The sequence below is a fragment of the Bacillus sp. ILBB4 genome (genome assembly GCF_035064545.1).
Taxonomy (GTDB): domain Bacteria; phylum Bacillota; class Bacilli; order Bacillales; family Bacillaceae_H; genus Priestia.
Window position 1 is genome coordinate 582,729 of record NZ_JAIQVD010000001.1, and the last position, 26,299, is coordinate 609,027.

The window sequence follows — 26,299 nt, forward strand, 5'->3', positions numbered from 1 at the left end:
TTCCGACTCATTTTGTTCTCTACCCATTTCATTACTACTTTCGCTCCTCAATCATTTTGCGTGCTACTTCTCGATCGTCAAAATCAAATACTTTTTTACCAATAATTTGATAGGTCTCGTGCCCTTTTCCAGCAATGACAATAACATCATCTGCATGCGCTGCTTCCACTGCATAGCGAATCGCTTCTGCCCGATCAGCAATCGTCACATAGTTATCTGTACCCAAACCTTCTTCCATATCTTTTAAAATAGCCAATGGATCTTCACTTCGTGGATTATCAGATGTCAAAATAGCTTGTGTACTGTATTCAGCTGCAATCCGAGCCATGATTGGTCGTTTTGTACGATCTCGATCTCCGCCACAACCAACAATAACATATATATTGCGTTTTGCGAATTCTTTTACAGTTTTTAACACGTTCTCTAAGCTGTCCGGCGTGTGAGCATAATCAACGATAACCGTAAAATCCTGCTCCGCATCGACCACTTCAAAACGCCCAGACACACCTTCTAACACTTTTATTTCCTCGACAATAACTGACAGAGGAATACCTGACACTAAACATGAAGCTGTAGCCGCTAATACGTTGTAGACGCTGAATTTCCCAATAAGCTTCATTTCTACGCGAACCGTTTCTGTCGGTGTTGTCAAGTCGAACGTTGTGCCGCTGTTTGTAATTTGAATATTTGTTGCACGAATATCACTGTCACGGTCAATACCATACGTAATCACTGTAGCAGCCGTGTTTTTAATATATTCCTCGGTTGCCGCATCATCAGCATTAAGAACAGCAAATTTAGGACGGTTATGGTTATAAGCGTTTCCTAACTGTGCAAATAGCAACCCTTTCGCACGACGATAATCTTCCATTGTATGATGATAGTCCAGGTGATCTTGCGTTAAGTTACTAAATACCGCCACGTCAAAGTCGCACCCGTGTACGCGTCCTAAGTCAAGCGCGTGAGATGATACTTCCATCATCGCTACTTCTACATTCTCCTCCACCATTTGATTAAATGTTTTTTGAAGAGTCAGCGATTCAGGCGTTGTGTTTTTCACATCATAAGACGTATCACCAATACGAATTTCAATCGTTCCAATTAGACCCGTCTTTTTACGTTGTGATTTAAAGATATGCTCAATTAAATGTGTAATCGTTGTTTTTCCGTTTGTGCCCGTTACACCAATTAAATGCATTTTTTGTGTGGGCTGGTTGTAGAAAGCATCCGCTAGCACTGCCATTGCTCGCTTTGTACTCTTCACGCGTACAACGGGCACTTCTACATCCACAGGTTTTTCTGCTAAGATTGCTACTGCCCCTTTTTCCACAGCCATCTGTGCAAAGCTATGACCATCAACCGTATAGCCGTCTATACAAATGAACAATGCTCCGGGCTTAACTTCTCTTGAATCCATTTCAATTGACGTAATATCAATATTCTGTTCAGGAAGCTGAACAAAATCATGTAAATGTGTTAGTAGTTCTCGTAAATCCATTCCTACCATGTCCTCTCTATTTGTAAAGTGAAACGTTTGTTATAAGACGCTATGGCAACTATTCTTCTTTTTCTAGCACCTAACCTATTACATTTTACAGAAAAAGAAGCCCGGAGGGAACACCCCCAAGGCTTATTTGTTGATTTCATGTTCACACGCAGAGTAACCTGCTGATTATCATGCAAGGAAGAATAATGGTTTATAGAGATTTTTATTTTCCCATATAAATTCTAACCGTTTCGCCTTCTTTAACTTTCGTTCCGGCTGCAGGAGACTGCTTGACCACTTTATCTCCTTCGCCACTCACATCTAATTTTAAATTAAGTAGCTGTTCTTGTAACTCTTTTTTTGACATTCCTACGACATTTGGTACTTTTATCATTGGTGTGTCCAGCCACGTTAACTCTTTTTCAATTTGTCCTTTACGCGGTTTAACGTCCATCACACGCAAACTGTCTTCAATCATTTTACCTACAATCGGAGCTGCTACAACTCCACCAAACTGAATGGTGCCTTTTGGATTATCAACCGCAACATACACGACAATTTCAGGGTTATCTGCTGGTGCAACACCGATAAAAGAAACGATGTGATTGTTTTTTAAATACTTTCCATTTTGAGCTTTCTGCGCAGTACCCGTCTTTCCTCCAACGCGGTACCCTTCCACAAAAGCTCCTTTTCCGCTTCCTTGTGCTACTACACTTTCAAGAGCAAAACGCACTTGCTTAGACGTTTCCTCGGAAATAACTTTTCGCTTAGCAACCGGTTTATGACTGCTTACAACTTTTCCGGTAGTTGGATCCACCCACTCTTTTGCAATATAAGGTTCATAAAGCGTTCCACCGTTTACGGCTGCTGAAACAGCAGCTACTTGTTGAATAGGCGTAACAGCAACCCCTTGCCCAAAAGCTGTTGTAGCTTGTTCAACCGGACCTACGCGCTCAAGCGGGAACAAAATTCCTTTTGCTTCCCCTTGTAAATCAATACCTGTTTTTTGACCAAAGCCAAATTCTTTAATGTATTTGAACAATTTCTCTTTTCCTAAACGTTCCCCAAGCTCCACAAAGCCAGGGTTACATGAGTTCTGTACAACTTCTAAAAAAGACTGCTGTCCATGTCCGCCTTTTTTCCAGCAGCGAAGTCTCGCTCCTCCAACTTCCGCGGCTCCATCATCGTAAAATTGATCTTTTAGTAAATCCACTTTCTTTTCTTCAAGAGCAGCTGCCAATGTAATAATCTTAAACGTTGATCCAGGCTCATATACGCTCCAAATTGGAAGATTGCGATTATACACCTCGGGCTTCACATTTTTAAAATCCGTCGGATCAAAGCCCGGACGACTTGACATACCTAAAATTTCACCGTTTTTAGGATTCATGGCAATGGCAATCATACCATCTGGATTATAAGCTGTCTGAGCATTATCCAACTCACGCTCCATGATCGTTTGAACACGTGAATCAATGGTCAATCTCAAATCCAGCCCGTCCACAGGCGCTGTGTAGTCATCGGCTATATTGGGCATCTTTTTACCTTTAGCATCAGAATACAATTTAACTGAACCTTTTTGTCCTTTTAGCTCTTTATCATAATATAATTCAAGGCCCGTTAACCCTTGATTATCTACTCCCGCAAAGCCTAATACATGCGACAAATAACTCCCAAACGGATAGTACCGCTTCGAATCCTCAGCTATATATACGCCTTTTAAATTTAAATTTCGCACTTCATTTGCTTTCGCATGTGAAATTTTTCTTCCTTCAGGACGCAAATATACGCTAGAAGAAGCTTTTGTTATTTGTTCATATACTTTTTCTTTTGATGCTCCCAGCACTTTTGCTAACTTTTCAGCCGTAACAGCTGGATTTTCAACTTGTCTTGGCATAACTAAAACAGTCGGTGCACTTTTATTTGTAGCAAGTGCCACATCATTGCGATCTAGTATCTTTCCTCTTTCAGGTTCAAAAGGAATATTCCGACTCCATAAGTCTTTGGCTTTTTCAGTTAGCGTATCCCCAGTCAGCAACTGTACATATCCAAGCCTTGTATCAATAATCAAAAACACAATAAAACCGACAAACAAAACAATGGCTAGCCTTTTACGAACTGTGACTCCTGATACCCGCATATATTAGAACCTCCTCTGAATCGGCTCGTTCCAATATATGCTTGTACAGGATTCACTAGAACTTATTTTCTAGTCAAGCTGCTTATCGTCTTTTTTACTGTCAGATTCACTTTTTTCCGTTTCTTTTAGCTTATTTAACGTGCTTGAAAATTCTTTAGGCGTTTCAAGTTCCACTTTCAGGTACGTTCCTGCTTTTAGCGGATCTCCTGCTTTAATACTTTGACTTACAACATAACCATTTTCAAGTGCGCTAGGTCGAACGTTGACAAATTCACTAAAACGAATAACGTCACGATGTGAAAAACCTGTTAGATCAGGCATTGTGGCTTTTCCGTTTGTCTTAATGAACACGCGTTGACCAGTAACAATGGTATCAGAAGTCGGTGATTGGCTTTCTACCGTATCTCCTTTACCTATTACAACAGGAACAAGCCCTTTTTGTTTTAAGTCTTTCACGGCACTATCAACTGATTCATTAACGTAAGATTTAAGCGTGATTTCTGAATCCACTTTCTTTTCTTTCGTTTCTTTTCCGTCTTCATCCGTTTTTTGAGGCTCCACTCCTAAATACTGCAGGCTATTTTTCATCACCGGATTAAATACAGCTGTAAGCGGCGCAGTACCCGTCTCTTGAGGCGTGAGAGTTGGATTTTTAACGGCTACATAGACAAGGAGCTTTGGATCCTTAGCAGGTGCAAAGCCCATAAAGGAAATGAAATTTTTCCCGTGTCCATGCAGGTAACCTCCGGTAGGCCCAGGAATTTGAGCTGTTCCCGTCTTTCCAGCGACATCGTATCCTTCAATCGCGTAAGGTTTCCCTGTTCCATCATCAGAAGAAACAACGGTTTCTAAAATACCTAGCGTTTCGTTCGCTGCTTTTTTAGAAATAGGCTGGCCTACTACGGTAGGTTTTGTTTTCTTAATCGTTTTCTTATTTGTTTCATCAACTACTTGTTTAATCACGTAAGGCTTCATCATTTTCCCGTCATTTGCAATCGCCGTAGCCGCTTGAATTTCTTGAATAGGCGTAAAAGCAGACGCCTGTCCAAACGCAGTGGTTACGCGGTCTCTCGGGTACTTCGTCACTAACTTGCTAGAAGCTTCATTTGGCAAGTCAATTCCCGTCTTATCCATAAAGCCAAACTTGTCCAAGTATTTATACAAACGGTCGGTACCTAATTTTTCGTTGGCTAAAATGGCAACTGCTACATTTGAAGACCTTTGAATTCCTTCATTAAATGTAATAGCTCCCCAGCCGACTCCGCCGTTGTGATCGTTAATCGGAACGCTGTTTTTCGTTACTTTATAAGATCCCGACTGATAGCGGTCTTCGCCGTTATAGACGCCTGCATCAATCGCGGCTGCTAGCGTAAAAATTTTCATCGTTGAACCAAGTTCATAGCTGTTTTCAACAAACGGATTACGATAAGAAGTGATATCACGAATATTCGGGTCAAATGAAGGTCGGTTTGACATCGCCAAAATTTCACCGGTTTTCGGATTCACTACTGTTGCCATTAGCTCTTCTGGTTTATATTCTTTAGCAGCAGCTGTCATCGCATCCTCTAAAAACGTTTGAATTTTTTCATCAATCGTAAGCGTAACGCTGTCTCCGTTTTTAGGAGCTACAATTGACTCTTTTGGATCCGGAAGCTTAATTCCATTTTTAGCAGCTTCGTATTTTACATATCCATCTTCTTCAGAAAGCTGCTTATCAAATACTTTTTCAATTCCCATTTTCCCTACGATTTTACCCGTATCATCTTTTTGCGCGTATCCTAAAATACTTGAGGCGAAGACACCGTTTGGATAGAAGCGCTTCGAATCGCGTAAAAACGTGATGCCCGGGAGATTTAGTTTCTCAATTTTTTGCTTTAGCACGTTATCAATATCACGTCCGCCTGGGCCAAGTTCGACTTGGAAGGTACCACGTTTAATTCCTCTCGTTAACATGCTTTCAATTTTCGATTCGTCCATATTTAATAATGGGGCTAATTTTTCAGCCGTTTTTTCTGGGTCTACCACATGTTGCGGGTGATCTTTGTCTTTTGTTTGTTTTTTATCTAAAATCGCCACAACCGTATAAGCACCCGTGTCTTGGGCGATTGCCTCTCCGTTTCGATCGTAAATCGTACCGCGCTGTCCTTCAATTTTAGACGTTCGCGTATGCTGTTTTTGTGCAATTTCGGCTAAAGCTTCTCCGTCTGCTTTGCCCGTCGCTTGGATGTAAAAGAACCTGATGGCTAATACAAAAAAGAGCAATGCAAATATTAAAATTAATATTGCTGCTCCTGTACTAATATTGCTATTTTTTCTTGGCGTAGTCATCGCAATTAATCGTTAACGACTTTTACGTTATTTTCATTCAATTTTAGTCCAAGTTCTTTTGCTTTTGTCCAAATACGATCGTATGCACTTAATTCTGTTACCTGTAATTTTAACTCATTGTTTTTTGCTTCTTGCTTGTCAATCTTTCCATCGAGTGATTGCACTTCTTCACTGATGCTATAAAGCGAAGATTGATTTGAAATGATTTGCACAGACCCAAACAGCATGAGTGCGACAAACCCAGAATACACAATCTTTTCACCAACCGTGATTTTTCTTTTTGTCTTTCGAACAACTTGACGTACCGTCTTTTGCTGCTTCTGCTGCTGATCTTGCTCTCTTACTTTGTATGCTGCATTGTTCATTCTCGTCCCCTCCTCTTTGATTAAACCCTTTTATTAGACTAATTTCTCAACAATTCGAAGCTTTGCCGAACGCGCTCGCTTATTTTCTTCTACCTCTTCTTCTGAAGGTAAAATAGGTTTTCTTGTAATGACTTTCATTTTAGGTTTAAATTCTTCTGGAATAACCGGCAGTCCATGCGGAAGCTGCGGAACCGTGCTTGCATTTTTAAACGCTACTTTACAAATTCGGTCTTCAAGTGAATGGAAGGTAATAACACTTACACGTCCACCTTTTTTGATCACATCCATAGCCTGTTCAATTGCATCTTCAAATACTTGAAGCTCATCATTTACAGCAATGCGAATAGCCTGGAAAATTCGTTTTGCCGGATGTCCGCCCGTTCGTCTAGCTGGCGCTGGAATACCATCTTTAATAAGATCAACCAGCTCTAGCGTTGTTTCAATTGGTTTAGACTCTCGATATGCTTCAATTTTGCGGGCAATTTGTTTCGAAAACTTTTCTTCTCCGTATTGGAAAAAGATTTTTACAAGTTTTTCATAAGGCCATTCATTTACTACGTTGTACGCAGAAAACTTTGAGTTTTGATCCATGCGCATATCAAGCGGGGCCTCATGATGAAAGCTGAACCCTCGCTCTGGTGTATCCAACTGAGGAGACGAGACGCCTAGGTCAAACAATACTCCATCTACTTCTTCAATTCCATGTTTCATTAGCTGCTCTTTTAAATAGCGAAAATTACTTTTGATTAGAATAACTCTGTCTAGATACGGGGCTAATTTTTCTTTTGCATTTTCAAGAGCAACATCGTCTTGATCAAACGCAATTAATTTCCCTTTTTCTGATAGCTGTTTTACGATATATTCACTATGACCTGCTCCGCCAAGCGTGCAGTCGACATATACTCCATCCGGCTTAATATTTAAGCCTTCCGCTGCTTCTTTAAGCAAAACAGTTGTGTGATTAAACATTATGACACCTACTTCTTTCTAAACTACTTAGTTATGTATACAAAAAGCAAAAAACGGTGTTTTTCTTTGATATATATACACGTTTATATTATATATCAAAGTTCAACATTATTTCAGCTATTTATATAAGAATTAAGTAGAATTTTGTCTTTTTGTCACAAATAGTGTCATTTTGTTAAAAGTAGGACATATTCGTAGAATAAAATGTAAGGAATATAAGGTTTTTTGTGTAATTAGAAATAAATACCTTATAAGGATTCAATTGGTTGACATTCACCTTGTAAACTTGTTCTCTTTTCCAAAATAAAAATCCTGCTTTTCAGCAGGATTTTATTAGACATAGCAGACTTTTAACTGGTGATTTAATTCGACTTCAGCACTTAGTAAATCTGACACAAATTGCATACCATAGCCATTTAAATAATACATAATATTCCACATGCGTTCTTGTGGAGCATTGTAGGGACGAAGAGCAAGTTCAATTTGAGCATATTTTGAATGCTTCACATCGTGCTTAATTAGCTGTTTGGATTCGACAATCTTTTGAATGGTTTCAAACTGCTTTTGAATAATCGCTCGATTTTTAAGCATGACTTCATCAAATGTTTTGTCTTCTTTTTGAATATTTTCACGAAGAGTTTTATGAATTTTTTCAAAATCTTCTTTCGCTTTTTCAAAATACATTTCGTACGGGTTGTGAACTTCTGTCTTAAGCCAGTGCTCCCTCTCTGCATCTACGCCTTCGTTCATTACGTTCGAAAGGTCTAACTGAAGTTCATCCATATACTTTTCGATATGTCTTTCTACGATTGCATAGGATAACCTCGGAACCACGGGAGGCATTTTAAAGCTAAATAAAGAAAATGCTTTTTCAAGCTCTGCCCAATACGCTACTTCCCCTGGACCTGCAATAAACGCAAGGGTAGGAAGTAAGTACTCCTGCATAAGGGGTCTAGTCACAACGTTATTACTAAGAAGCTCTGGCGTTTGTTTAGCAATTTGAACCAGCTCTTCTTTAGACAGCGCAAGTTCATTTTGCTTTCCAACAAACTGCTCTTGCTCTGCATCTCTTTCTAAAAGTACTCTGTTTTCGTTGTGTGAATAAAAGAGATGAGCCGTTTCTTCTCCCACTTCAATCATTCGTTTGTACTGTTTTTGAATCTCTGTTTGCTGTTCCATAACCGCTGACGATAATTTGTCATTTTGTTCAATTAACGTCACAAAGAAAGAAGATTCAATGCTGCGCACTTCTTTAGAAGCTGCATCCATTAAAATAAGACCTGACTCTGCGAATATTGTGGTAACCAAATGAGCAAAGAAATCGACATAGGTACGTGATTTATCTAACGCCTCTAAAACAAAGTGTAATACCTGGTTTGTATGCGCCGTTTCGTTAAACGTTTGAAATACATCACGAACCCAGCTTCTACAGGCTTCATGGTCTAGTTCGATTTGAGAAACCATTTGCTTTTTCTTTAAAGAATGCTTTAGCGTTTTCTTTAAAAGCTGGTTTTTATGCTCTGTGTATACATGGTTGATCTCAGCAAAATCATGATCTTCTCCAGCAATCCAAAACACCGGAAGCACGGGCACGTTTAAAGCTTCCTCTTGTTGTTTAGCTAGGAGCACAATTGAAATCACTTTATGAATGGTGTACAAAGGACCCGTAAGCAGCCCCGCTTGCTGACCTCCAACGACCACTACGCTGTTAGGATCTTTTAGCTTTTCAATATTTTCAATCGTCTTAGAAGATGCTTCGTAGCGCTTATTAAAATCAAGTAGATACTCAGCAAGCTGTTCTCTTGGATAAGACTGCTTTTGAACATCCGCTAAACGTTTTTCATATACGTCTTTTTCGTGTATATTATAATGAAAAAAGGAAAGTGCTTGCTTTTCACCTTTTATGTAATCGTTCGTTAGTTTGTTTCCCGCCTTTAAAGAGACGTCTGTAATCTCCATGAAAGAACTTCCTTTCTTTTCCTAATACTTATATTCTCTACATATAGCTTCATTATCCATAATGTAACTGCTCACGTCTAGTAACATGCTTTACAGAGAGGAAATACGAAAAGCGATTCCACCTATATTTAATACAATATGTGCAATAAGAAACAAAACAAAATTCATCCGAAAGAACCCTTTCGCAATAAGCTTCATTTCTAAGTCATGTTTGACTTTCCAATGTACAAACATCATAATCATTGCTACAACTAAAAGGACTAACGCAATCAACCACAAAAAAGAGTGCCCGAAAATTTCCACAGCTGCATAATGCACGGATAAAATAAGAAAAACCGTAGTAATGTACGTTGCTATGTGGACAGATTTCTTTTTATTTTTCGTCAGTTTGCGGAAAAGCATGTATAGAATAAAAAAACCAACGAGCGGCAGAGTGACAAACGTCGCAAAAACTCCAGCAATAAAACTTCCCATGTTAATCACCCTTTTCTTCTTCGATTCCTTTTATTGACCCATATAAAAAGTCAACAATAGGCGTCGACGTTCTTTTTTCAGCAGCTTGTGTTTGGATATAGCCTAAAATAGCATCAATTTCTGTTTGCCGCCCCTTCTGTATATCTTTTAGCATAGAAGATTGATTTGTACTCGTGCGTGAACAAACCCCCAGCGCATTTTCCCAATAATTAAAAGCTGAATCCAGTTTTAACACAGACGCAATCTCTTCAAACAATAGACGCATCGTTTTATAAAAGTAGCTGTTGTGAATCAGCTGCCCGTTTTTCACCCGATACAGCGCCGTAAGAGGATTGATGAGCGCATTTACAACTAATTTCTTCACCAGCATCGCATACCAATCTGTTTCAATCATCCAAGGAAAATTCACAATTGGCAAGATAGACTCCATTTCTCCTCTGTACGAAGCAATACGGGTTGTTCCTATTCCTGTATGATGGACGCTATCCATATTTGTACGCATTGCCCCGTGTTCAACTGTACCCAAATAGAGAGTGCGCTGCGGGAGATTTTTGAGAATTTCAATATGGCTCATACCGTTTTGGATAAACAAAAGGGGAGTATGTATAGTAAGGGTTTGGATAAAAGGAATTATCTCTTTTAAATGATACTGTTTTACAGTAATAATGATTAAATCTGCTTCTTTTATGTTTTTTTCCAGAGGGATAGCACTGACTTTTTTAGTGTGATGTTCCCCTTGTCTATGTAAGGTAATTCCATTTTCGTTAATACACTTTGCTTGAGTTTTTGTTTTGGTGTACAAGGTTACATCATAACAGTCTGATAAATACGCGCTAAACAACAGACCTAATGATCCGCCTCCAATAATACCTATAGTTTTCATCGTATTTTTTGTTCCTCTTTCTATTATTGAGTTTCATTTTAGCAAAAAAATGCTTTGAATTAAATGCATTCTTTAAATTTCACCTATTCATATAGCCCGTGTGATTAAAAATCACCGGGCTTGTTGTAAATTATTTAGAGTGATCCCGTTTTTTTCTATTATACGGGATACACCGGATGTTTACGACGGCTAAAGGTCACATTCTTTGTTTCATATAATCGAAAGCGATCAATTAAAGTTTGACGCAGTTCGTTAGCAGGAACGATGTCGTCAATAATAAGTTCAGAAGCCAGCGTATAGATATCGATGTGTTCTTTATACTCCTGCTGTTTCTGTTTGACAAACATAAACCGCTCTTTAGGATCTTCAATTTCATTAATTTTATTAGAATAGACGGCATTTACTGCAGCTTCAGGACCCATTACGGCAATTTGAGCAGTAGGCAATGCAAGGCAGCAATCCGGTTCAAAAGCTGGCCCAGCCATGGCGTAAAGCCCTGCGCCATAAGCTTTGCGCATGACTACGGAAATTTTAGGAACTGTAGCTGAACTCATCGCTGCAATCAATTTTGCTCCATGTCTAATGATGCCTGCTCTTTCTACTTTGGTTCCAATCATAAATCCAGGTACATCCGCTAAAAATAGCAAAGGAATATGGAAGGCATCGCACAGTTGAATAAATTTTGCCCCTTTATCTGCTGAATCTACAAACAGCACTCCTCCTTTGACCTTCGGCTGATTGGCAATAATCCCTACTACTTTTCCATCTATTCGTGCAAGCCCTGTTACCAATTCGGCGGCAAACAGTTTTTTCACTTCAAAGAAGCTCCCTTCGTCAATAAGGGTATCAATTGCTTCATAGATATCAAATGGAACATTTTGATTCTCCGGAATTAGTTCTACTAAATCCTTTGTCTGCTTAGGCTCTTTAGCTTTTTGTACTTTAGGCTTCTCTTGATAGTTTTGTGGAAAGTAGGTTAAATAAGATTTGGCATACGAAATAGCTTCTTCTTCAGAATAAGCTAACACATCTCCACATCCGCTAATGCTGCAGTGCATATGTGCTCCTCCCATTTCCTCTAGCGTAACCTTTTCTCCAATAACAGCTTCGGCCATACGCGGCGAACCTAAGTACATAGAAGCGTTTCCATCTACCATCACAACAATATCACAAAATGCAGGGATATATGCCCCTCCAGCTGCTGACGGACCGAAAAGCAAACAAATTTGAGGAATGACGCCGGAAAGTTTTACTTGATTGTGAAAGATCCGTCCAGCGCCTCGGCGGTTTGGAAACATATCTAATTGATCCGTAATACGTGCTCCTGCAGAATCCACTAGGTACAGCAAAGGCACATGCAGTTTTTCTGCTACTTCTTGAATCCGAATAATTTTCTCTACTGTTCTGGCCCCCCAAGACCCTGCTTTTACAGTAGAGTCATTAGCCATTACACATACCGTTTCACCGTTTACTTTTCCAATTGCAGTTACAACACCGTCTGCCGGCAACCCTTCGGCTTTATTATTTGCAAACATGCCGTCTTCTTCATATTTCCCGTCATCAAATAAAAGCGCTAAACGATCTCTTACAAAAAGCTTCTGTTGTGTTGCAAGTTTCTCTTTGTACTTCTCCGCGTTGCCACGCTCTACTTTTTGACGATTTTCATCATATTTTTTCTGAGATTCACCTGTATGTATCATGATATCTCTCCTTTATGAGTTATGAAATAGTCACCAAAACGTCGCCTTCGTTCACAAAATCCCCCACGGCTATATGGACAGTCTCTGCAATACCAGCTTGATCGCTTTCAATAGGAATTTCCATTTTCATAGATTCTAATACAACAACAACTTCTCCTTTGGCTACACTTGCACCTTGCTGAACAAACACATTAAATACCATGCCTGCCATTGTCGCTTTGATTTCACTCATTGTGGTGCTCCTCCTTTATTTAATACTGTTGATAATAACGATGTGTTATAGGTGCCTTTTTCATATAACTCTTCATTTAACAACTGCTTAAATAGAGGAATATTCGTTTTGATTCCCTCTACAACAGCTTCCGTAAAATATGATTTAGCTAGTTCAATTGCATTTGAACGCGTACGACCAGTAATGATAACTTTTGCAATCATTGGATCATAAAAAGGTGTAACCGCATTCATATCACTGTAGCCGCTGTCTACGCGCGCATAGGTTCGCTCCGGCAAGTGATAACCCGTAATTTTTCCTGGAGCCGGTAAAAAAGTAAACGGATCTTCTGCATAAATTCGAAATTCAATGGCATAGTTATTTGCTGCTATTTCCTCTTGCACACGAGGAAGCTTTTCTCCGCGCGCAGCTAAGATCTGCCACTTAACTAAATCGACCCCTGCAATTTGCTCGGTGATCGGATGCTCAACTTGCAGCCGCGTGTTCATTTCAAGAAAATAAAAATTTTCGTCTTCATCCACGATAAACTCCACCGTACCTGCATTATAATATCCGATTGCTTTAGCCGCTTGAACGGCTTGGTTTTGCATGGCTTGTCGCGTACTTTCTTTTAAAGAAAGCGCAGGGGCTTCTTCAATCACTTTCTGATTTCTTCTTTGTACGGAACAATCGCGTTCAAAAAGATGAACGACATTACCATGCTGATCTCCAAACACCTGTACTTCGATATGTTTTGCATTTGTGATAAGCTTTTCAATAAACATTCCTTCTTGACCAAAATATGCTTTTGCTCTTGCTTTTGTTGAGGCATACACTTGTTTTACTGCTTCTTCGTTATCGCAGCGCACCATCCCAATTCCTCCGCCGCCTCCGCTTGCTTTTAACATAACGGGATATCCAATTAGACTCGCTACTTTACAAGCCTCTTCAACTGACGTCACATCGCCTTGGCTGCCGGGGACAACAGGTACACCCGCTTCTTTCATCGCGGCACGAGCAGCAATTTTGTCGCCCATCATCGAAATGATTTCGGGAGAAGGACCGATAAAACAAAAACCTTCATCAATCGCTCTTTTAGCAAATGCACTATTTTCCGATAAAAATCCATATCCAGGATGAATGGCATCTACCTTTTCTTCATGACTAATTCGCAGCAATTCTTCTACATTCAAATATGACTTTTGCACAGGAGGCTCTCCAATTCGACGTGCTTTTGTAGCCGCTTGAACATAAGGAAGTTCTGCATCTGCATCGGAATAGACAGCCACCGTTTCAATGCCCATTTGTTTGCATGTATGAATAATACGAAGAGCAATTTCTCCTCGATTTGCAATCAGTATTTTTTTCACCTTTCTCTCCCCTTTCCTCAAATTTCTACTTTCTCCCATATAATTCTACAATAATTTTAAAACTCCTCTACAATTTTTGAAAACGCTTTCTATTTGAATCTCCCTTTCCTTTTGCTTCCTTTCTAAAAATTGATGCTTATAATAATGTATTCTTCGTATTTAACTGAAAGAATTCATTTTTCTTTATGCGCATTGAACATTCGTTCACCAATCATGAAAACAGAATATTTTGTATTTTTGTTATATAATATTAGATGAACGAACCAAGCCAGTTCGTTCGCCTAGCAAGGAGACATAACAAGGGGGATATAGGATGAATTACGAAGTGAAGCATTTAAAAATTAATTTTAAAACGCTAGAAGAGTTCAAGAAATTCAAAGAATATGGCATTCAAGAACTTTCAATGCTAGAAGAATTACATGCTAAGATTTCCGATAATGAAATAAATTCTCCGTTTTACGGCATTTATTTTGGAAATAGCTTAGTGGCTCGTATGAGTCTCTATAAGCGAAACAAACAGTACGATCAATATTTCGAGCCGCCTCAAACGTATATTGAAGTGTGGAAACTTGAAGTGCTCAGTGATTTTCAGCGCAAAGGATTAGGTCAAACGCTCGTTGAATATGCCAAATCCTTTCAATTACCTATCAAAACAAGCCCACGAGTAAAATCGAGTGATTTTTGGTCAAAAATGGGGTTCGTACCTGTAACGTATGATATCGATCGCGATTTGGGAGAAAACCCTCTTATTTGGCTACCAAATGGTGTAAGCGAACAAAAATAAACAGCTGATTTCCAGCTGTTTATTTTATATCTATGTGGTATATATGATCAACATGAAGTAGGGAGCATTCAAACTATCGCTTTACTTTTGAACTTTTTCTAAATTTAAATTTTTATCCACTTGAAATTTCACTTTTCTACTTTTTTCATCCTCTTTTAATACAACCATTTTACGAGCCCTCTCCATAATTTCAATAAGAGCTTTATAGTCATCCTCCACAATTAACAAGTTGTTTTGCAAAGCTTTTTTTTCTTTTTCCAAAATCGTTACTTTCTCTTGTAGACGTTCAATCTTTTGCTGCAGTTCTTCATTAGCTTCGAGAAGCTCTGACGAGTGTCTTTGCCCTTGATCTACATTTTCTAAATATTTAATTACCTCATTAAGCGAAATATGTTTCTCTGCTTCCATATATGATAAGCGTGCAGGCTGCTCGTCATCTTTTGAAACAGTTCTTGCTTTTAATTCTTTTCTCTGTTTTTTCGCAAGATCAATACCAGTCTTGTATTGTTTGCGCACAAAAGAATTCCAGCGGAAGCCACAAGCTGCTGATGTTCGTGTAAGTTTCTTCCCCACTTCTTCAAATGCAGCTAGCTGAGTGCCACCTTCACGTATATGACGCAGTACAATTTCTGCGAGTAATAAATCTTCATCATGAGTCCATGCATCTTGACGAGAAGAAGTCATTTTTCTATCCCTCCTTATCCGTACTTATTAAATGAATATGCACCTACTAGATAAGATAGACTATTGTTCCTCTTCTCAATCAAGAAAATCTTTCATATACTTTGAAGCAAAATGGGAAACCCGTGATTCTTTCATCTTTCGCTTATTAACTATATTGCTATGGAAATGCAGTTCATAACTATGTTTTTTTAACGATGACCTTTTGAACCGCTTCTTCATGCTCAGGCGACTCCCACAATATCGAACAGCGGTGAATTTCTTGTTCCATCCGATTCCAAACCCGGCTTTGCTCCCATTTCTCAATAGCGATTTCTTTGTAAGCTTGCAATACCTGGGTCGGTTTATGAGTGATAGGCGCTAACCACTCCTCACACCTCATAGTCAGCTCTTTAAACGACGTGACATAGGAAAGAAATCCAATTTGCTTTGCTCGTTCTACTCCATACAGCTGAGCACTGTAGATCATTTCCATCGCTTCTTGATAACGCAGCTTTTCAAGAAGAATGGTTCCTCCTCCCCAGCCTGTTGTAATTCCTAAATTCCCTTGAATAAAGCCCATTTCGCTATGTGTTGCACTTATACGGAAGTCACATGCAATCGCAAGCTCACATCCTCCTCCAACCGATGTTCCATTCAAAAGAGCAACTGTTGGTTTTGGGAGTGTTAAAATCTCATAAAGAATTTTCCCCATTTTCGTTAACATTTGAGACGCCTCTTTCGAAGTCTTTAGCTCATGAAATACGCTTAAATCTCCTCCACTGCAAAATGCATCTGAACCAGCACCTGTAATTACAAAAGCTTTTACTAACTGATCATGTTTCACATAATCTACAGCTTGCTGCAGTTCATTCATAACATCATAATCAATGGCATTACGCTTTTCAGGACGATTAATCACAAACGTAGCAATGCCTTGGCTTGTAGTAAACAGCTCGCTTTTTTTCATGCTTTTTCCTCCCTATAGACAAGGTATGAATCCTTTTACAACAGTAATTGTTTATTTAAAAAGAGTTCTTGTTCTATAAGAAAAATCCTTCTCTTCCAAAGGGCAAAGAAGGAAAAAAGGCAAAAAGGCAAAAAAAAATAAAAGACCCTTAAGAGGGTCTTTTATTTAAATAAGCAATTATTTGCTTACTACGTCATTTCCTTTGTAAGTACCACAAGCTTTACATACGCGGTGTGATAGTTTCATTTCACCACAATTTGGGCACTCTACCATACCAGGAACTTGTAATTTAAAGTGCGTACGACGCGTTCTTTTCTTCATTTTAGATGTTCTTCTAAAAGGTACAGCCATTATTCCCACCTCCTTAAAAGAATTTTAAAATCATATGAAGGCCCGAAAGCCGGATCTTCGCATTTTTATTTCTTTTTGTCTTTAAAGAAATTTTCGAGTACGGCTAAGCGGGGATCTACTTTTTCCTGCTTTTCTTCTTCGGTAACAACTTCCCAGTCTTTTCCTGACTGTGGAGCTGCTCCTGCCGCTTGCTGATTTTCACTAAATACCTGCAGAGGAATTTCAACAATAATTAACTCTTGAATCAAAGGTTGTAAATCAACCGTTTCTCCCTCTACAATGCGTACTTCAGCATCTTCTTCATAATCAGCATTCACATTCAATAAAAACGTTTCAGTTGCGTTAATTTCAAACGGATACGGAACGTCAACTAATGTACGAGCACAAGGCAACGTCATTTCTCCTGAAATTTTAAGGTGAAACGTTACTTTCGAAGAGCTAATGTCGGCTCTTCCTTTCACGTTTACATCTGACATTCTACGAATTTGAGGATCAGCATTCATAAACTCTTTGCCGTCAATCACTTCATCAAATGTTAGACCTTTATTTTGCAACTGATACAATTGATGTATTGTCCATTTCATTGTTAATCACCTCAAGGCAACAAAGGTTATTATAGCTTTCACAAGATTATTTGTCAATATTTTTTCTTTACACTATAATGTACTTAAATATGCTTTTTTGTAAAAATTTCTTACTTTCATAAAAAAATGTTTTTAAAACAAAGAGCTAGACTAAAAATAATAAATTAAAAGGAGACATTATGCAAGCAGTTGGAATAATTGTCGAATATAATCCTTTTCATAACGGACACGCTTATCATTTGCAGCAAGCGAAACAACAAACCGGAGCAGATTGTGTGATTGCTGTGATGAGCGGGCACTTTTTGCAGCGCGGAGAGCCTGCTCTTGTATCAAAATGGTCCCGCACAAGAATGGCTTTAGCCGCTGGTGCAGACTTAGTCGTTGAATTACCCTATGCTTTTTCTACTCAAAAAGCTGAAACATTCGCAAGCGGCGCTATTTCTATTTTAGAATCCTTTCACGCTGACTTTGTATGCTTTGGCAGCGAAAATGGCAATATTGACTCATTTACCCGCACCGCTGATTTGCTCGAAGCTCATGAATCAGAACTATCCGCTTTAATTCAACAAGAGATGAAAAAAGGGAACAGTTATCCAAAAGCAGCTTCCAATGCTTTCTTACAGCTTTTCGCGGAGGCTCCTATTGATCTATCTCAGCCAAATAATGTGCTTGGAATGAGCTATGTAGCTGCCATTAAAAAACAGCATGCATCTATTAAACCATATACAATCACTCGAATTCAATCACATTATCACGATGATTCCCTGTCTTCCTCTTTTATTTCAAGTGCTACAAGCATACGTAAAGCTATTTTTGACAGCAGCAGCCATGGGGACCTGAGCAAGCACATGCCAGTTAGTACGGCAAATGAATTAACAGCTTACAAGCAAGCACACGGACAGTTTCATCATTGGGAGCATTATTTCCCATTTTTGAAATACAAATTATTAACTACTCCGCTTTATGACTTACAGCGTATTTATGAAATAGAAGAAGGTATTGAACATCGGCTCCTATCTTATATTTCTTCAGCTACTTCATTTGAAGATTTTTTAACAAATGTTAAAACGAAGCGATATACGAGAACCCGTTTACAGCGCATGTGCGTTCACCTTTTAACCAATACAACAAAAAGTGAGATGCAACAAGCTGATCCTTACATTCGCTTATTGGGAATGTCAAAGACAGGACAAGGCTATTTAAAAACAATTAAGAAAAAGCTGTCCCTTCCTATTGTATCCACTGTATCGCAATGTAAACTAAAAGAAATTGATACCGATATTAAAGCGACACATGTTTATAGTATGCCGTTTCAAGAGCCTCTGCGCTCTCAATTTATGAAACAAGAATACACGCAGCCTCCTATCATTTGGCCATAAAAAAATCGTCTGCAAGAGACGATTTTTTTATAGTTTCAGCTTTTCTAAATACGTTACGGCATCCGAAAATGAATCTACGGGTACAATTTTCATATCACTGTCTATTTTTTTAGCTGTCTTCACTGCTTCTCGGTAGTTAGAGCCCGCAGCCCCTTTTTCATTTGGTGCAAAGAAAATCTCTGCTCCTTCTTTATCTGCGGCTACAATTTTTTGCGAAATACCTCCGATTGGCCCTACCTCTCCTTTATCATTGATAGTCCCTGTACCTGCAACGCGATGGCCTTTTGTCATGTCCTCTTTAACAAGCTGATTATAAATTTCAAGCGAGAACATCAGTCCCGCTGAAGGCCCTCCTATTTTTTCAGTATCAATATGTATATCGGGCTTAACTTTTAGTTCTTGGTTCGTTTCTAAGGCAATTCCTAGGCCTACTCGTTTCGGCTCGTCAGGGAATGCTTTAACTTTTAGAGTATGTTTGCTTTCTTTGCCATCTCTTTTTACATAAATTGACACTGAATCTCCTGCTTTTTTAGTCGATACGTAGTTGATTAAGTCCTCAGCAGTTTGAATTTTTTTCTCGTCTACTTTCGTCACTACATCTCCAACATGAAGTTTTCCATGTGCAGGCATATTTTCTACGACATATGTAACATATACGCCTTTATTGAGATAGGAAACGCTCTTTCCAGCTGCTTCGTATGCTACTGAAATAGCGGCATTTTTCGACGTATCCATCATATGTAATTGCCTTGTCGAGTAATCTTCATCGCTTTCACCTTGCTGCAAAATTTGCTTTGTAGGGAAAATTTCATGAAAGTCCTGTATTTTCGCAAGACCATATGAAAGAGGAGTTGCTCTGCCCATTCTTACAGTTGTAAGCATAAACGTCCCTTTTTCATGGTATCCATCTTCTACCTTAATAATAGGCGCAAGTTCTTCTGCCATTCCAGGCTTTGTAATGTAGTACGGCAAAGGATAAAAACAAAGCATTGCCACCACTGCAATAACAGCCAAATATACCAAAATTCTAATTCTAGATTTCACTTTTTTTGTTCTCCTTCCAATGATCAATTGTTTGCAGGATAGAAGGCAACTGCTCATGTGCTGCTTGTTCACCAATTGAAATCATTTCTTGAATGTTTGTAAACGCTCTGGAACTAAAAGTATCGAGATTAGGACGAATCATAATGTCTGAAGCAATGGTCCGATGAGCTACTAGCTCATCTTGCAAAATATCTAAACTTTGCATAATGACATCAAAAATAGAGCTGATTTCTGCATTCACTTTCGCTTTTGATACATCGACTCCAATGACAATATCAGATCCCATTTCTTTTACAACTGACACAGGAATACGGTCCACTACCCCGCCGTCTACAAGCAATCGTCCATCAATTACTTCGGGAGCAAAGATTCCTGGAATTGAAATACTTGCTCTGACCGCTTCAGCGATAGGTCCTTTTTTAAACACCACTTTCTCTCCTGTTTTTAAATCTGTCGCTACAATGGCAAACGGTATAGATAGCTGTTCAATAGTTCTATTTTGCGTAAAGGTGCGAACCAGCGATTTTACTCTGTTGCCCGTAATAAATCCCATTTTAGGCACGGTAAAATCCAAATAATACTTTCGTTTGAACGTTAGCGCCATTTTATAAAGAGTTGCCAGTTCAATACCTGACGCATATAGTGCACCAACTAAAGCTCCCATGCTGCTGCCAGCTAGAAAATCAATAGGAATGTTATTTTCTGTTAGCGTTTTGATTACTCCTAAATGCGCAAAACCTCTAGCTCCACCTGAGCCTAACGCGACTCCTATTTTTGGGCTTTCCACTTTACCTGCCCCCTCGTTTTACCTTATAGACTTCTAAAAATGTAAAAACATTTGATGAGCTTCTCTATCATTGTTGCCCTGTATTCGGTAGGACTATTCTTCATTTTCTATTTGTTCATTTAGTATGAAGCTAAAGATATGTTTTACTCAATACACGGTGGTTATTAAGCATTATACTATACTAAAGGTTGTTTTAAGAAATTCTTACTCTTCGCTTGCTGCGTACACGTTTTTTTACTCCTTGACTATCCTAGAAGTGCATTGATTTATGTATATGAATTGTATTTCCAAATGTGACAAGACGCCTTTTTATTCAATATGAATTTATTTTCTCCTTACTCATAGGCATAAAGTCGATGCATAGCTTCGTATATTGATATATAGAAGAACTTGTACATTTGCCTAAAACTCCTCATTTCATTCATATCAAGATGACGTGAGCTTAGAAAAGGAGATGAATCGTTCGTTGAATAAATCAATGGTGAAAACATTTCTGCTCGGGACGAGCGTAACGCTTCTCGCTATTGCGCTTATTGTATATCCAAAAGAAGCGCTAGAAGGTTCAGTAAGAGGTCTCAACACATGGTGGAAGGTCGTCTTTCCTTCTCTGCTGCCTTTTTTTATTGTTTCAGAAATGCTTATTGGGTTTGGCGTAGTGAAGTTCATTGGGATCTTATTAGAGCCGTTTATGAGGCCTTTATTCCGAGTACCTGGAGTAGGGGGTTTTGCTTTAGCAATGGGTATGGCTTCTGGGTTTCCTTCAGGTGCAAAAATCACTTCCCGGCTGCGTCAAGAAAAGCAGCTAACAGCTATCGAAGCTGAAAGACTCGTATCATTTACTAACTCATCTAACCCTATTTTTATTTTTGGAGCTGTGGCAGTTGGCTTTTTTCACAATCCAGCTGTCGGTATCATATTAGCTCTCTCTCATTACATAGGGAATATTTGTGTAGGGCTGGTGATGCGTTTTTATGGATCAGCAAAACCGAAAGGACAAGTAACTCAAAAACCTTCTTTATCGTTAGCTTTTCATGAAATGCATAAAACGCGTTTAAAAGATAAGCGTCCTATCGGGAAGCTTCTAGGAGATGCGGTTACTTCTGCTGTTCAATCTCTCTTAATGATTGGCGGTTTTATCATTTTATTTTCTGTATTAAACAAACTTTTATATGTTACTCATATCACGGCCGTTTTAAGCAGCGGTCTAGCTTATTTATTTTCCCTGTGTCATATAGGGACTGAACTGAGCCTTCCCTTTATTTCAGGGCTTTTTGAAATCACGCTAGGAAGCCGTCTAGCAAGCGAAGCTCCAGACACGCTGCTGTTTCATCAAATTATCATCGTTAGCTTTGTATTAGGCTTCAGCGGTTTCTCCGTTCAAGCACAAGTGGCTAGCATACTCGCCGAAACAGATATTCGATTTTTCCCATTTTTTATTGCACGCATTTTTCACGGCTGTTTTGCGGTAGTATTCACTATCTTTCTATGGGGTCCTCTTCGAGAATCCATTACTACTTTTCAAGCATCTGAAGGAGCACTGCCGGTTTTTTCTCACTTGGAGTCCGTTACGATTCTATCGCAGTGGCTAAACGTGTACGGTCCGCTCTTAACGATTTTTACGCTGTGCTGCTATATTTATATATATTCAAAACGAACGTTTCTTCATCGTTCCTAGTAAAAAAAAGAACGTGACGTTTTCTTATCGGCAAAGAAAACGTCACGTTCTTTTTTATCTTATTTTTGAGACAGCTGTTCAAATTTTTCCGCAAGCGCTTCTCTAACAGGGGGAGGAACTAATTCAGAAATATTCCCGCCATATTTAGCTACTTCTTTTACAATACTAGAACTTAAAAACGAGTATTGATTATTTGTCATCATAAATAACGTTTCGATTTCTTTATCTAATACGCGATTTACAGATGTGATTTGCATTTCGTACTCAAAATCCGATACTGCACGCAAACCTCTTAAAATGGTTTTCGCCTGCTTTTCTTTTGCATATTCCATTAATAATCCGCTGTACGACTCTACTACCACATTAGGAAGTGATTTTGTTACTTCTTTCAGCAAAGCTACTCGCTCTTCCCCTGTAAATAGAGGACTTTTTGAAGAGTTATTTAAAACAACCACATAAATCGTATCAAATACATTTGCGCCTCGTTTAATAATATCAAAATGCCCATTTGTAACTGGATCAAAGCTTCCTGGACAAACAGCTATACTGCCCATACGTATCCCCTTTCTACATCTAACAGCTCATTGATTTAGTCAACTGATTCTTCTTTTTTGTATGTATAAATAGAAACACCAATGATACCGTACGTTTCGCTTTTTATTTTTTCAAATAAACCAATCTCATTATCTAACTGTACATCATGAGAATGCTCCGCTACAATAATTCCTGTTTTTGCTAGAAGGTTTTCTTCACTTACCGTTTCGATAAGCGCTTTCAACTTTTGTGCTTTATACGGTGGATCAAGCAAAAGTAAATCGACAGTCAGCTCCCTTTTCTTTATCGCTTTCAGTGCGCGTTCTGCATCATTTCGATACACTTCAGCGCGGTCTTCTAACCGGCAAGATGCTAAGTTTGCTTTAATCGTCTGAATCGCTTTGCCATCCCGATCCACAAAAATGACTTTATCTATTCCTCGGCTTAGAGCTTCAATTCCCAAGCCACCGCTTCCACCGAACAAATCAAGAGCTGTTCCACCTTCAAAAAACGGTCCAATCATATTAAAAATAGCTTCTTTCACCTTATCTGTTGTAGGGCGGGTTGAGTATCCTGGAACCGCCTTTAACGCATGGCCTTTATATAAACCTGCTACTACTCTCATCCTTATCACTACCTTACTTTTACTTCCTTATTCTTCATTATCCTAACATATTTTGAATTACAAAGACTAGCAAAAATCCTCAATTTATTCAATGCTGTATACATTCTGTGCAATAACCCAGCAGCTTGCTTTTATGCTGGACTTTTACGACCGTGTCCCTAGATACACTGATTCTCTTCTAAAAGATACACCTATGAAGATCATTCGGCATTTCGTTCACAGAAGAATTCCTTTGCTTTAATATGTCATAATAAACGTAAATTCACCCTTTTTCTCTGTCATGTTATCAGTCTTTTATGTATTAAAAAGTGAATTTCACAAGACAGGTATATGAACGTTTAAAACGGACATACTTACTAGTAACAACATCATCTAACCGATGTTGTTGCCAACCGCGGAGAAGACTTACGTTTCCCCATAAGTTCTTCCTCCGGTTTCTCCTCTCCCTTTGCCTTCATCAAGGTGCTTGTAATCGCAGAGGTGATTACACCCCTTTATTGAAGGGCCCTACAATGAGTAGTTGTAGGGATTTTTTTATTTACTCTTAAAATATTCAGTGATACATTAAACTACGTGAGTTTGCTTTTTTAATACATAAAGGGGGAAATACATATGATTCAGCGTTTTATTGAGCTCGGAGAAGGGTATTCAGATATTTATGAGCTGTTAGAGATTGTCAAAAGCAACAAACACCGTCTTGCTCATCTTATTATGCTGCGAACAGTAAAAGAAGATCGACAAGTAGCTTCTTTTGTCGCTGTCTTGCATCCAACAGCTGAAGGGAATTTCCAACCGCTTTACGTTTGCCGAGAAGGAATTGTTTTAAAACAAAACGACAGCAAGCGCGTTGAGTTATTTAAACAAGCTGCTGAGGAAGCGGGAAAAGAAATTGTGGTACTCGATGTCAAACCATCTACTACATTTCCAGAAACAGCACTATACTATCAGCACCTTATTGGCATTTTGCGAATGAACCGCTTTATTCCGCCAATGCAATAATCTCATCTCATCCCTGCCTATTCGTTTACTAAGGGCAAGTAAAATAAAAAAAGGAATGTACATCACATTCCTTTTTTGTTTAAATTCCTATCTTATAGTCATATTCCTTCGCCTTATCCGGCTTTGAATTTTCGAATTCTGTTTTTAAAAACGGCCGATAAGAAGGATCTACTTTCTTCACAAAAGGTAGAGACTGAAGTTTATGGATTGTTTTTTCAATGCCATCTTGGTTGCAATATAAGACAACATACTTTAATTCTTTAGATACGTAATGTACATTTCCGTACTTTCGCAGTGCTTTTGCTTGCTTGACAGAATGCACATACGCCACAATTCCTTGACGTTCAACAAACATATTTAGTTCCCCTTTTGCATACGTTATATTGGTTTTCTTTATCATAAATTCTTTTATATGAAGTAGGTGCTTTATGTATGAATTTAGATGATATCTGGATGCTCTTTCTTACTCATTTTAACGAGCAGAGAGCTATTGAACAAGTCATTTTCAAAAAAATCACAAATATACCCTTTTTGTATATAAACACATCAATTAAGCGTAGAAAAATAGATGAGCTTCTAGAAGCTTCATCTATTTTTGCTACATCCAATACAAATGCTACGTGGCGCTCGACTTTTGTCAGAAGTCAGCATCTTACTTATGTCTATCAGCACAGGTTTTACGTTCCACAGCGTAAAATGGCCTGCTGCGGAAATTCCTGTGCTGATTGCGTTCGATTTATACAGTGAACGGCTTATGCGCTGCACCCACAGCTTCCACCAGATCCGCAGCCACCGCCGCAGCTGCTTCCCGTATCAAAAAACGGATTTCCCGTCGGTACTTTCACGTGCTCTGAAACAGCTTGACCAAGGATAACGCTAATTTCATCAAGCAGCTTTTGTAATTCATTTTCTGCTTTTTTGAACGCAGCGATTGTCGCGTGTAAATCAACTTCACGCTTTACATCACGTACTTGTCTCGTAATGGTTTTATAATCAGGATGATATTTTCCAAATCGCTGAACATCCTCATACTGTTCCTTTATTTTCACAAATTCAGCAATTAATGCCTGTGCATGTGAATCTTTATTTAATCTATATAAACATTGACGATAGTTCTCGGCTACGTCTGATTGTAGCACCATGTTCGCTACGTGATCAGACTCATCGAGTAATTCAACAGTTCTCATTGTTGTCAGCATGGCTGTGCACCTCCGTTTTTATCTTATCACGTTTTGGATCTAAAGAAAAAGAACTTGCTAAAACAGCTTACACTGATTTACTACAAGTTCTACTTTTTAACTATATAATTTCAACCGTAAAGGTATTCCTCACTTGATAACTTTCTTCTTTAGATTTCATCAGTTCAATCGTAACAGTATGAGAGCCTTTTGGAAGATCACTTAAAACAAAGGCTGCTTGCTTCATTTCTTTAAATGGTTTTCCATCTACTGTAATTTGAAGGAATCCACTCTCTGTTGAAAATGAAAACCCGCTTAGAATACATTCGACGTATACATTCTGTCCTTTCACATGCTGGTGTACCATCAGTGAAGGTTTTGTATTCATTGCACCAAACGTTTCAGCTGCCCGCGGTTGAGAGGAAATTTTAGTTTCAGGTTTTGGTTTATCATGGTTGCATCCTAGCAGAGAAACTACACATAAGGCCGTCGTTAATAGTAAGCGCATAATACCATTCCTTTATCATTCGTTTCTCCATAGTGTTTACAAACTCTTTGTTTTTACTCATGACGTGCAAAAATCTCTGCATCGCTATGTATGCAGAGATCATTGATTTTTCATGGACTGAAACATATGAAACATCATGTTTGCCATTTGAATCGAATTCGAAAACTTTTCGACTTTATGAGGAATCGTTTGTTTGTAGTAGTGCTTGGATTCTAATTCAAATTTCTCCAGTTCTTCAGGATTTCTAGATAAACGCCGGTACCACATTGGCTGTTCACGAACGAAGTCGTTGAGTTTAGGACGCGACTGCATATACTCGTATATATCTTTTCTCAT

27 protein-coding genes are annotated in these 26,299 nt (G+C 38.7%); 4 read left to right on the forward strand and 23 right to left on the reverse strand.

All coding sequences use genetic code 11. The features are described 5' to 3' along the window. Nucleotides 1-34: 34 nt before the first annotated feature. The 11 genes from LAV82_RS03110 to LAV82_RS03160 form a co-directional block, all read right to left on the reverse strand. Nucleotides 35-1,498, reverse strand: a complete 1,464-nt coding sequence (locus tag LAV82_RS03110) for a UDP-N-acetylmuramoyl-L-alanyl-D-glutamate--2,6-diaminopimelate ligase (protein ID WP_074677357.1) — start codon at nt 1,496-1,498, stop codon at nt 35-37. 211 nt (nt 1,499-1,709) lie between these two features. Beyond that, entirely contained in the window at nt 1,710-3,626 is a 1,917-nt protein-coding gene (locus tag LAV82_RS03115; protein WP_013084856.1) for a stage V sporulation protein D, read from the reverse strand. Nucleotides 3,627-3,695: 69 nt separating this feature from the next. Further along, the gene (locus LAV82_RS03120) at nt 3,696-5,954 is read right to left on the reverse strand and encodes a penicillin-binding protein (RefSeq protein WP_074677359.1); all 2,259 of its coding nucleotides are present in this window, start codon (nt 5,952-5,954) and stop codon (nt 3,696-3,698) included. A 5-nt stretch (nt 5,955-5,959) separates the two neighbouring features. After that, on the reverse strand, nt 5,960-6,319 hold the full coding sequence (gene ftsL, locus LAV82_RS03125; RefSeq protein WP_028410764.1) for a cell division protein FtsL: 360 nt from the start codon (nt 6,317-6,319) through the stop codon (nt 5,960-5,962). 33 nt (nt 6,320-6,352) lie between these two features. Then, the gene (gene rsmH, locus LAV82_RS03130) at nt 6,353-7,288 is read right to left on the reverse strand and encodes a 16S rRNA (cytosine(1402)-N(4))-methyltransferase RsmH (protein WP_028411477.1); all 936 of its coding nucleotides are present in this window, start codon (nt 7,286-7,288) and stop codon (nt 6,353-6,355) included. Nucleotides 7,289-7,621: 333 nt separating this feature from the next. After that, a complete protein-coding gene (gene bshC / locus LAV82_RS03135; protein WP_499715653.1) occupies nt 7,622-9,247 on the reverse strand; it encodes a bacillithiol biosynthesis cysteine-adding enzyme BshC in 1,626 nt (541 codons plus the stop codon). Between the two features lie 90 nt (nt 9,248-9,337). Further along, nucleotides 9,338-9,721: a DUF3397 domain-containing protein gene (locus tag LAV82_RS03140; RefSeq protein ID WP_499715654.1), complete on the reverse strand. Its 384-nt coding sequence runs from the start codon at nt 9,719-9,721 to the stop codon at nt 9,338-9,340. 1 nt (nt 9,722) lies between these two features. Then, entirely contained in the window at nt 9,723-10,604 is an 882-nt protein-coding gene (locus LAV82_RS03145) for a 2-dehydropantoate 2-reductase (protein WP_499715655.1), read from the reverse strand. A 158-nt stretch (nt 10,605-10,762) separates the two neighbouring features. After that, a complete protein-coding gene (locus LAV82_RS03150) occupies nt 10,763-12,304 on the reverse strand; it encodes an acyl-CoA carboxylase subunit beta (protein WP_078082151.1) in 1,542 nt (513 codons plus the stop codon). Between the two features lie 19 nt (nt 12,305-12,323). Beyond that, nucleotides 12,324-12,536: a biotin/lipoyl-containing protein gene (locus LAV82_RS03155; RefSeq protein WP_013058971.1), complete on the reverse strand. Its 213-nt coding sequence runs from the start codon at nt 12,534-12,536 to the stop codon at nt 12,324-12,326. Further along, nucleotides 12,533-13,885, reverse strand: coding sequence for an acetyl-CoA carboxylase biotin carboxylase subunit (locus LAV82_RS03160; RefSeq protein ID WP_013058972.1), 1,353 nt, complete (start codon nt 13,883-13,885; stop codon nt 12,533-12,535). The genes LAV82_RS03155 and LAV82_RS03160 overlap by 4 nt, the downstream gene beginning before the upstream one ends. A gap of 313 nt (nt 13,886-14,198) precedes the next feature. On the opposite strand from LAV82_RS03160, the gene LAV82_RS03165 reads away from it, so the two are divergent. Continuing rightward, entirely contained in the window at nt 14,199-14,669 is a 471-nt protein-coding gene (locus tag LAV82_RS03165; protein ID WP_013058973.1) for an N-acetyltransferase, read from the forward strand. A gap of 81 nt (nt 14,670-14,750) precedes the next feature. On the opposite strand, the gene LAV82_RS03170 is transcribed toward LAV82_RS03165, so the two are convergent. The 4 genes from LAV82_RS03170 to LAV82_RS03185 form a co-directional block, all read right to left on the reverse strand. Then, nucleotides 14,751-15,353: an RsfA family transcriptional regulator gene (locus LAV82_RS03170; RefSeq protein ID WP_013058974.1), complete on the reverse strand. Its 603-nt coding sequence runs from the start codon at nt 15,351-15,353 to the stop codon at nt 14,751-14,753. A 178-nt stretch (nt 15,354-15,531) separates the two neighbouring features. Beyond that, on the reverse strand, nt 15,532-16,299 hold the full coding sequence (locus LAV82_RS03175) for an enoyl-CoA hydratase/isomerase family protein (protein ID WP_013084864.1): 768 nt from the start codon (nt 16,297-16,299) through the stop codon (nt 15,532-15,534). 177 nt (nt 16,300-16,476) lie between these two features. Next, nucleotides 16,477-16,650 (reverse strand): 50S ribosomal protein L32, encoded by a 174-nt coding sequence (gene rpmF / locus LAV82_RS03180; protein ID WP_013058976.1) that lies wholly within the window; start codon nt 16,648-16,650, stop codon nt 16,477-16,479. A 65-nt stretch (nt 16,651-16,715) separates the two neighbouring features. Next, a complete protein-coding gene (locus LAV82_RS03185) occupies nt 16,716-17,234 on the reverse strand; it encodes a YceD family protein (RefSeq protein ID WP_013058977.1) in 519 nt (172 codons plus the stop codon). Nucleotides 17,235-17,413: 179 nt separating this feature from the next. Here LAV82_RS03185 and LAV82_RS03190 point away from each other — a divergent pair, with 179 nt between their 5' ends. Continuing rightward, nucleotides 17,414-18,613, forward strand: coding sequence for a nucleotidyltransferase (locus LAV82_RS03190; RefSeq protein ID WP_499715656.1), 1,200 nt, complete (start codon nt 17,414-17,416; stop codon nt 18,611-18,613). A 27-nt stretch (nt 18,614-18,640) separates the two neighbouring features. Here LAV82_RS03190 and LAV82_RS03195 read toward each other — a convergent pair whose 3' ends face one another. Both LAV82_RS03195 and LAV82_RS03200 read right to left on the reverse strand, forming a co-directional pair. After that, nucleotides 18,641-19,657, reverse strand: a complete 1,017-nt coding sequence (locus LAV82_RS03195) for a SepM family pheromone-processing serine protease (RefSeq protein WP_499715657.1) — start codon at nt 19,655-19,657, stop codon at nt 18,641-18,643. Next, nucleotides 19,647-20,444, reverse strand: coding sequence for a patatin-like phospholipase family protein (locus tag LAV82_RS03200; RefSeq protein ID WP_211077352.1), 798 nt, complete (start codon nt 20,442-20,444; stop codon nt 19,647-19,649). The genes LAV82_RS03195 and LAV82_RS03200 overlap by 11 nt, the downstream gene beginning before the upstream one ends. Before the next feature lie 466 nt (nt 20,445-20,910). Here LAV82_RS03200 and spoVV point away from each other — a divergent pair, with 466 nt between their 5' ends. Beyond that, nucleotides 20,911-22,119: a dipicolinic acid transporter SpoVV gene (gene spoVV, locus LAV82_RS03205; protein ID WP_499715658.1), complete on the forward strand. Its 1,209-nt coding sequence runs from the start codon at nt 20,911-20,913 to the stop codon at nt 22,117-22,119. Nucleotides 22,120-22,178: 59 nt separating this feature from the next. Here spoVV and coaD read toward each other — a convergent pair whose 3' ends face one another. Both coaD and rsmD read right to left on the reverse strand, forming a co-directional pair. Further along, the gene (gene coaD, locus LAV82_RS03210; RefSeq protein WP_013058982.1) at nt 22,179-22,673 is read right to left on the reverse strand and encodes a pantetheine-phosphate adenylyltransferase; all 495 of its coding nucleotides are present in this window, start codon (nt 22,671-22,673) and stop codon (nt 22,179-22,181) included. A gap of 35 nt (nt 22,674-22,708) precedes the next feature. Beyond that, the gene (gene rsmD / locus LAV82_RS03215) at nt 22,709-23,278 is read right to left on the reverse strand and encodes a 16S rRNA (guanine(966)-N(2))-methyltransferase RsmD (protein ID WP_013058983.1); all 570 of its coding nucleotides are present in this window, start codon (nt 23,276-23,278) and stop codon (nt 22,709-22,711) included. A gap of 612 nt (nt 23,279-23,890) precedes the next feature. Here rsmD and LAV82_RS03220 point away from each other — a divergent pair. Further along, nucleotides 23,891-24,277 (forward strand): DUF7147 family protein, encoded by a 387-nt coding sequence (locus tag LAV82_RS03220; RefSeq protein WP_014458362.1) that lies wholly within the window; start codon nt 23,891-23,893, stop codon nt 24,275-24,277. A gap of 79 nt (nt 24,278-24,356) precedes the next feature. Here LAV82_RS03220 and LAV82_RS03225 read toward each other — a convergent pair whose 3' ends face one another. From LAV82_RS03225 to LAV82_RS03240, 4 genes are all read right to left on the reverse strand, one after another. After that, on the reverse strand, nt 24,357-24,632 hold the full coding sequence (locus tag LAV82_RS03225) for a YlbG family protein (RefSeq protein ID WP_013058985.1): 276 nt from the start codon (nt 24,630-24,632) through the stop codon (nt 24,357-24,359). 397 nt (nt 24,633-25,029) lie between these two features. Next, the gene (locus LAV82_RS03230; RefSeq protein ID WP_013058986.1) at nt 25,030-25,476 is read right to left on the reverse strand and encodes a YlbF/YmcA family competence regulator; all 447 of its coding nucleotides are present in this window, start codon (nt 25,474-25,476) and stop codon (nt 25,030-25,032) included. A gap of 100 nt (nt 25,477-25,576) precedes the next feature. Further along, complete coding sequence (locus LAV82_RS03235; protein ID WP_048019818.1) at nt 25,577-25,963, reverse strand: carbohydrate-binding protein; 387 nt, start codon at nt 25,961-25,963, stop codon at nt 25,577-25,579. A 99-nt stretch (nt 25,964-26,062) separates the two neighbouring features. Beyond that, nucleotides 26,063-26,299: a YlbE-like family protein gene (locus tag LAV82_RS03240; RefSeq protein ID WP_013058988.1), complete on the reverse strand. Its 237-nt coding sequence runs from the start codon at nt 26,297-26,299 to the stop codon at nt 26,063-26,065.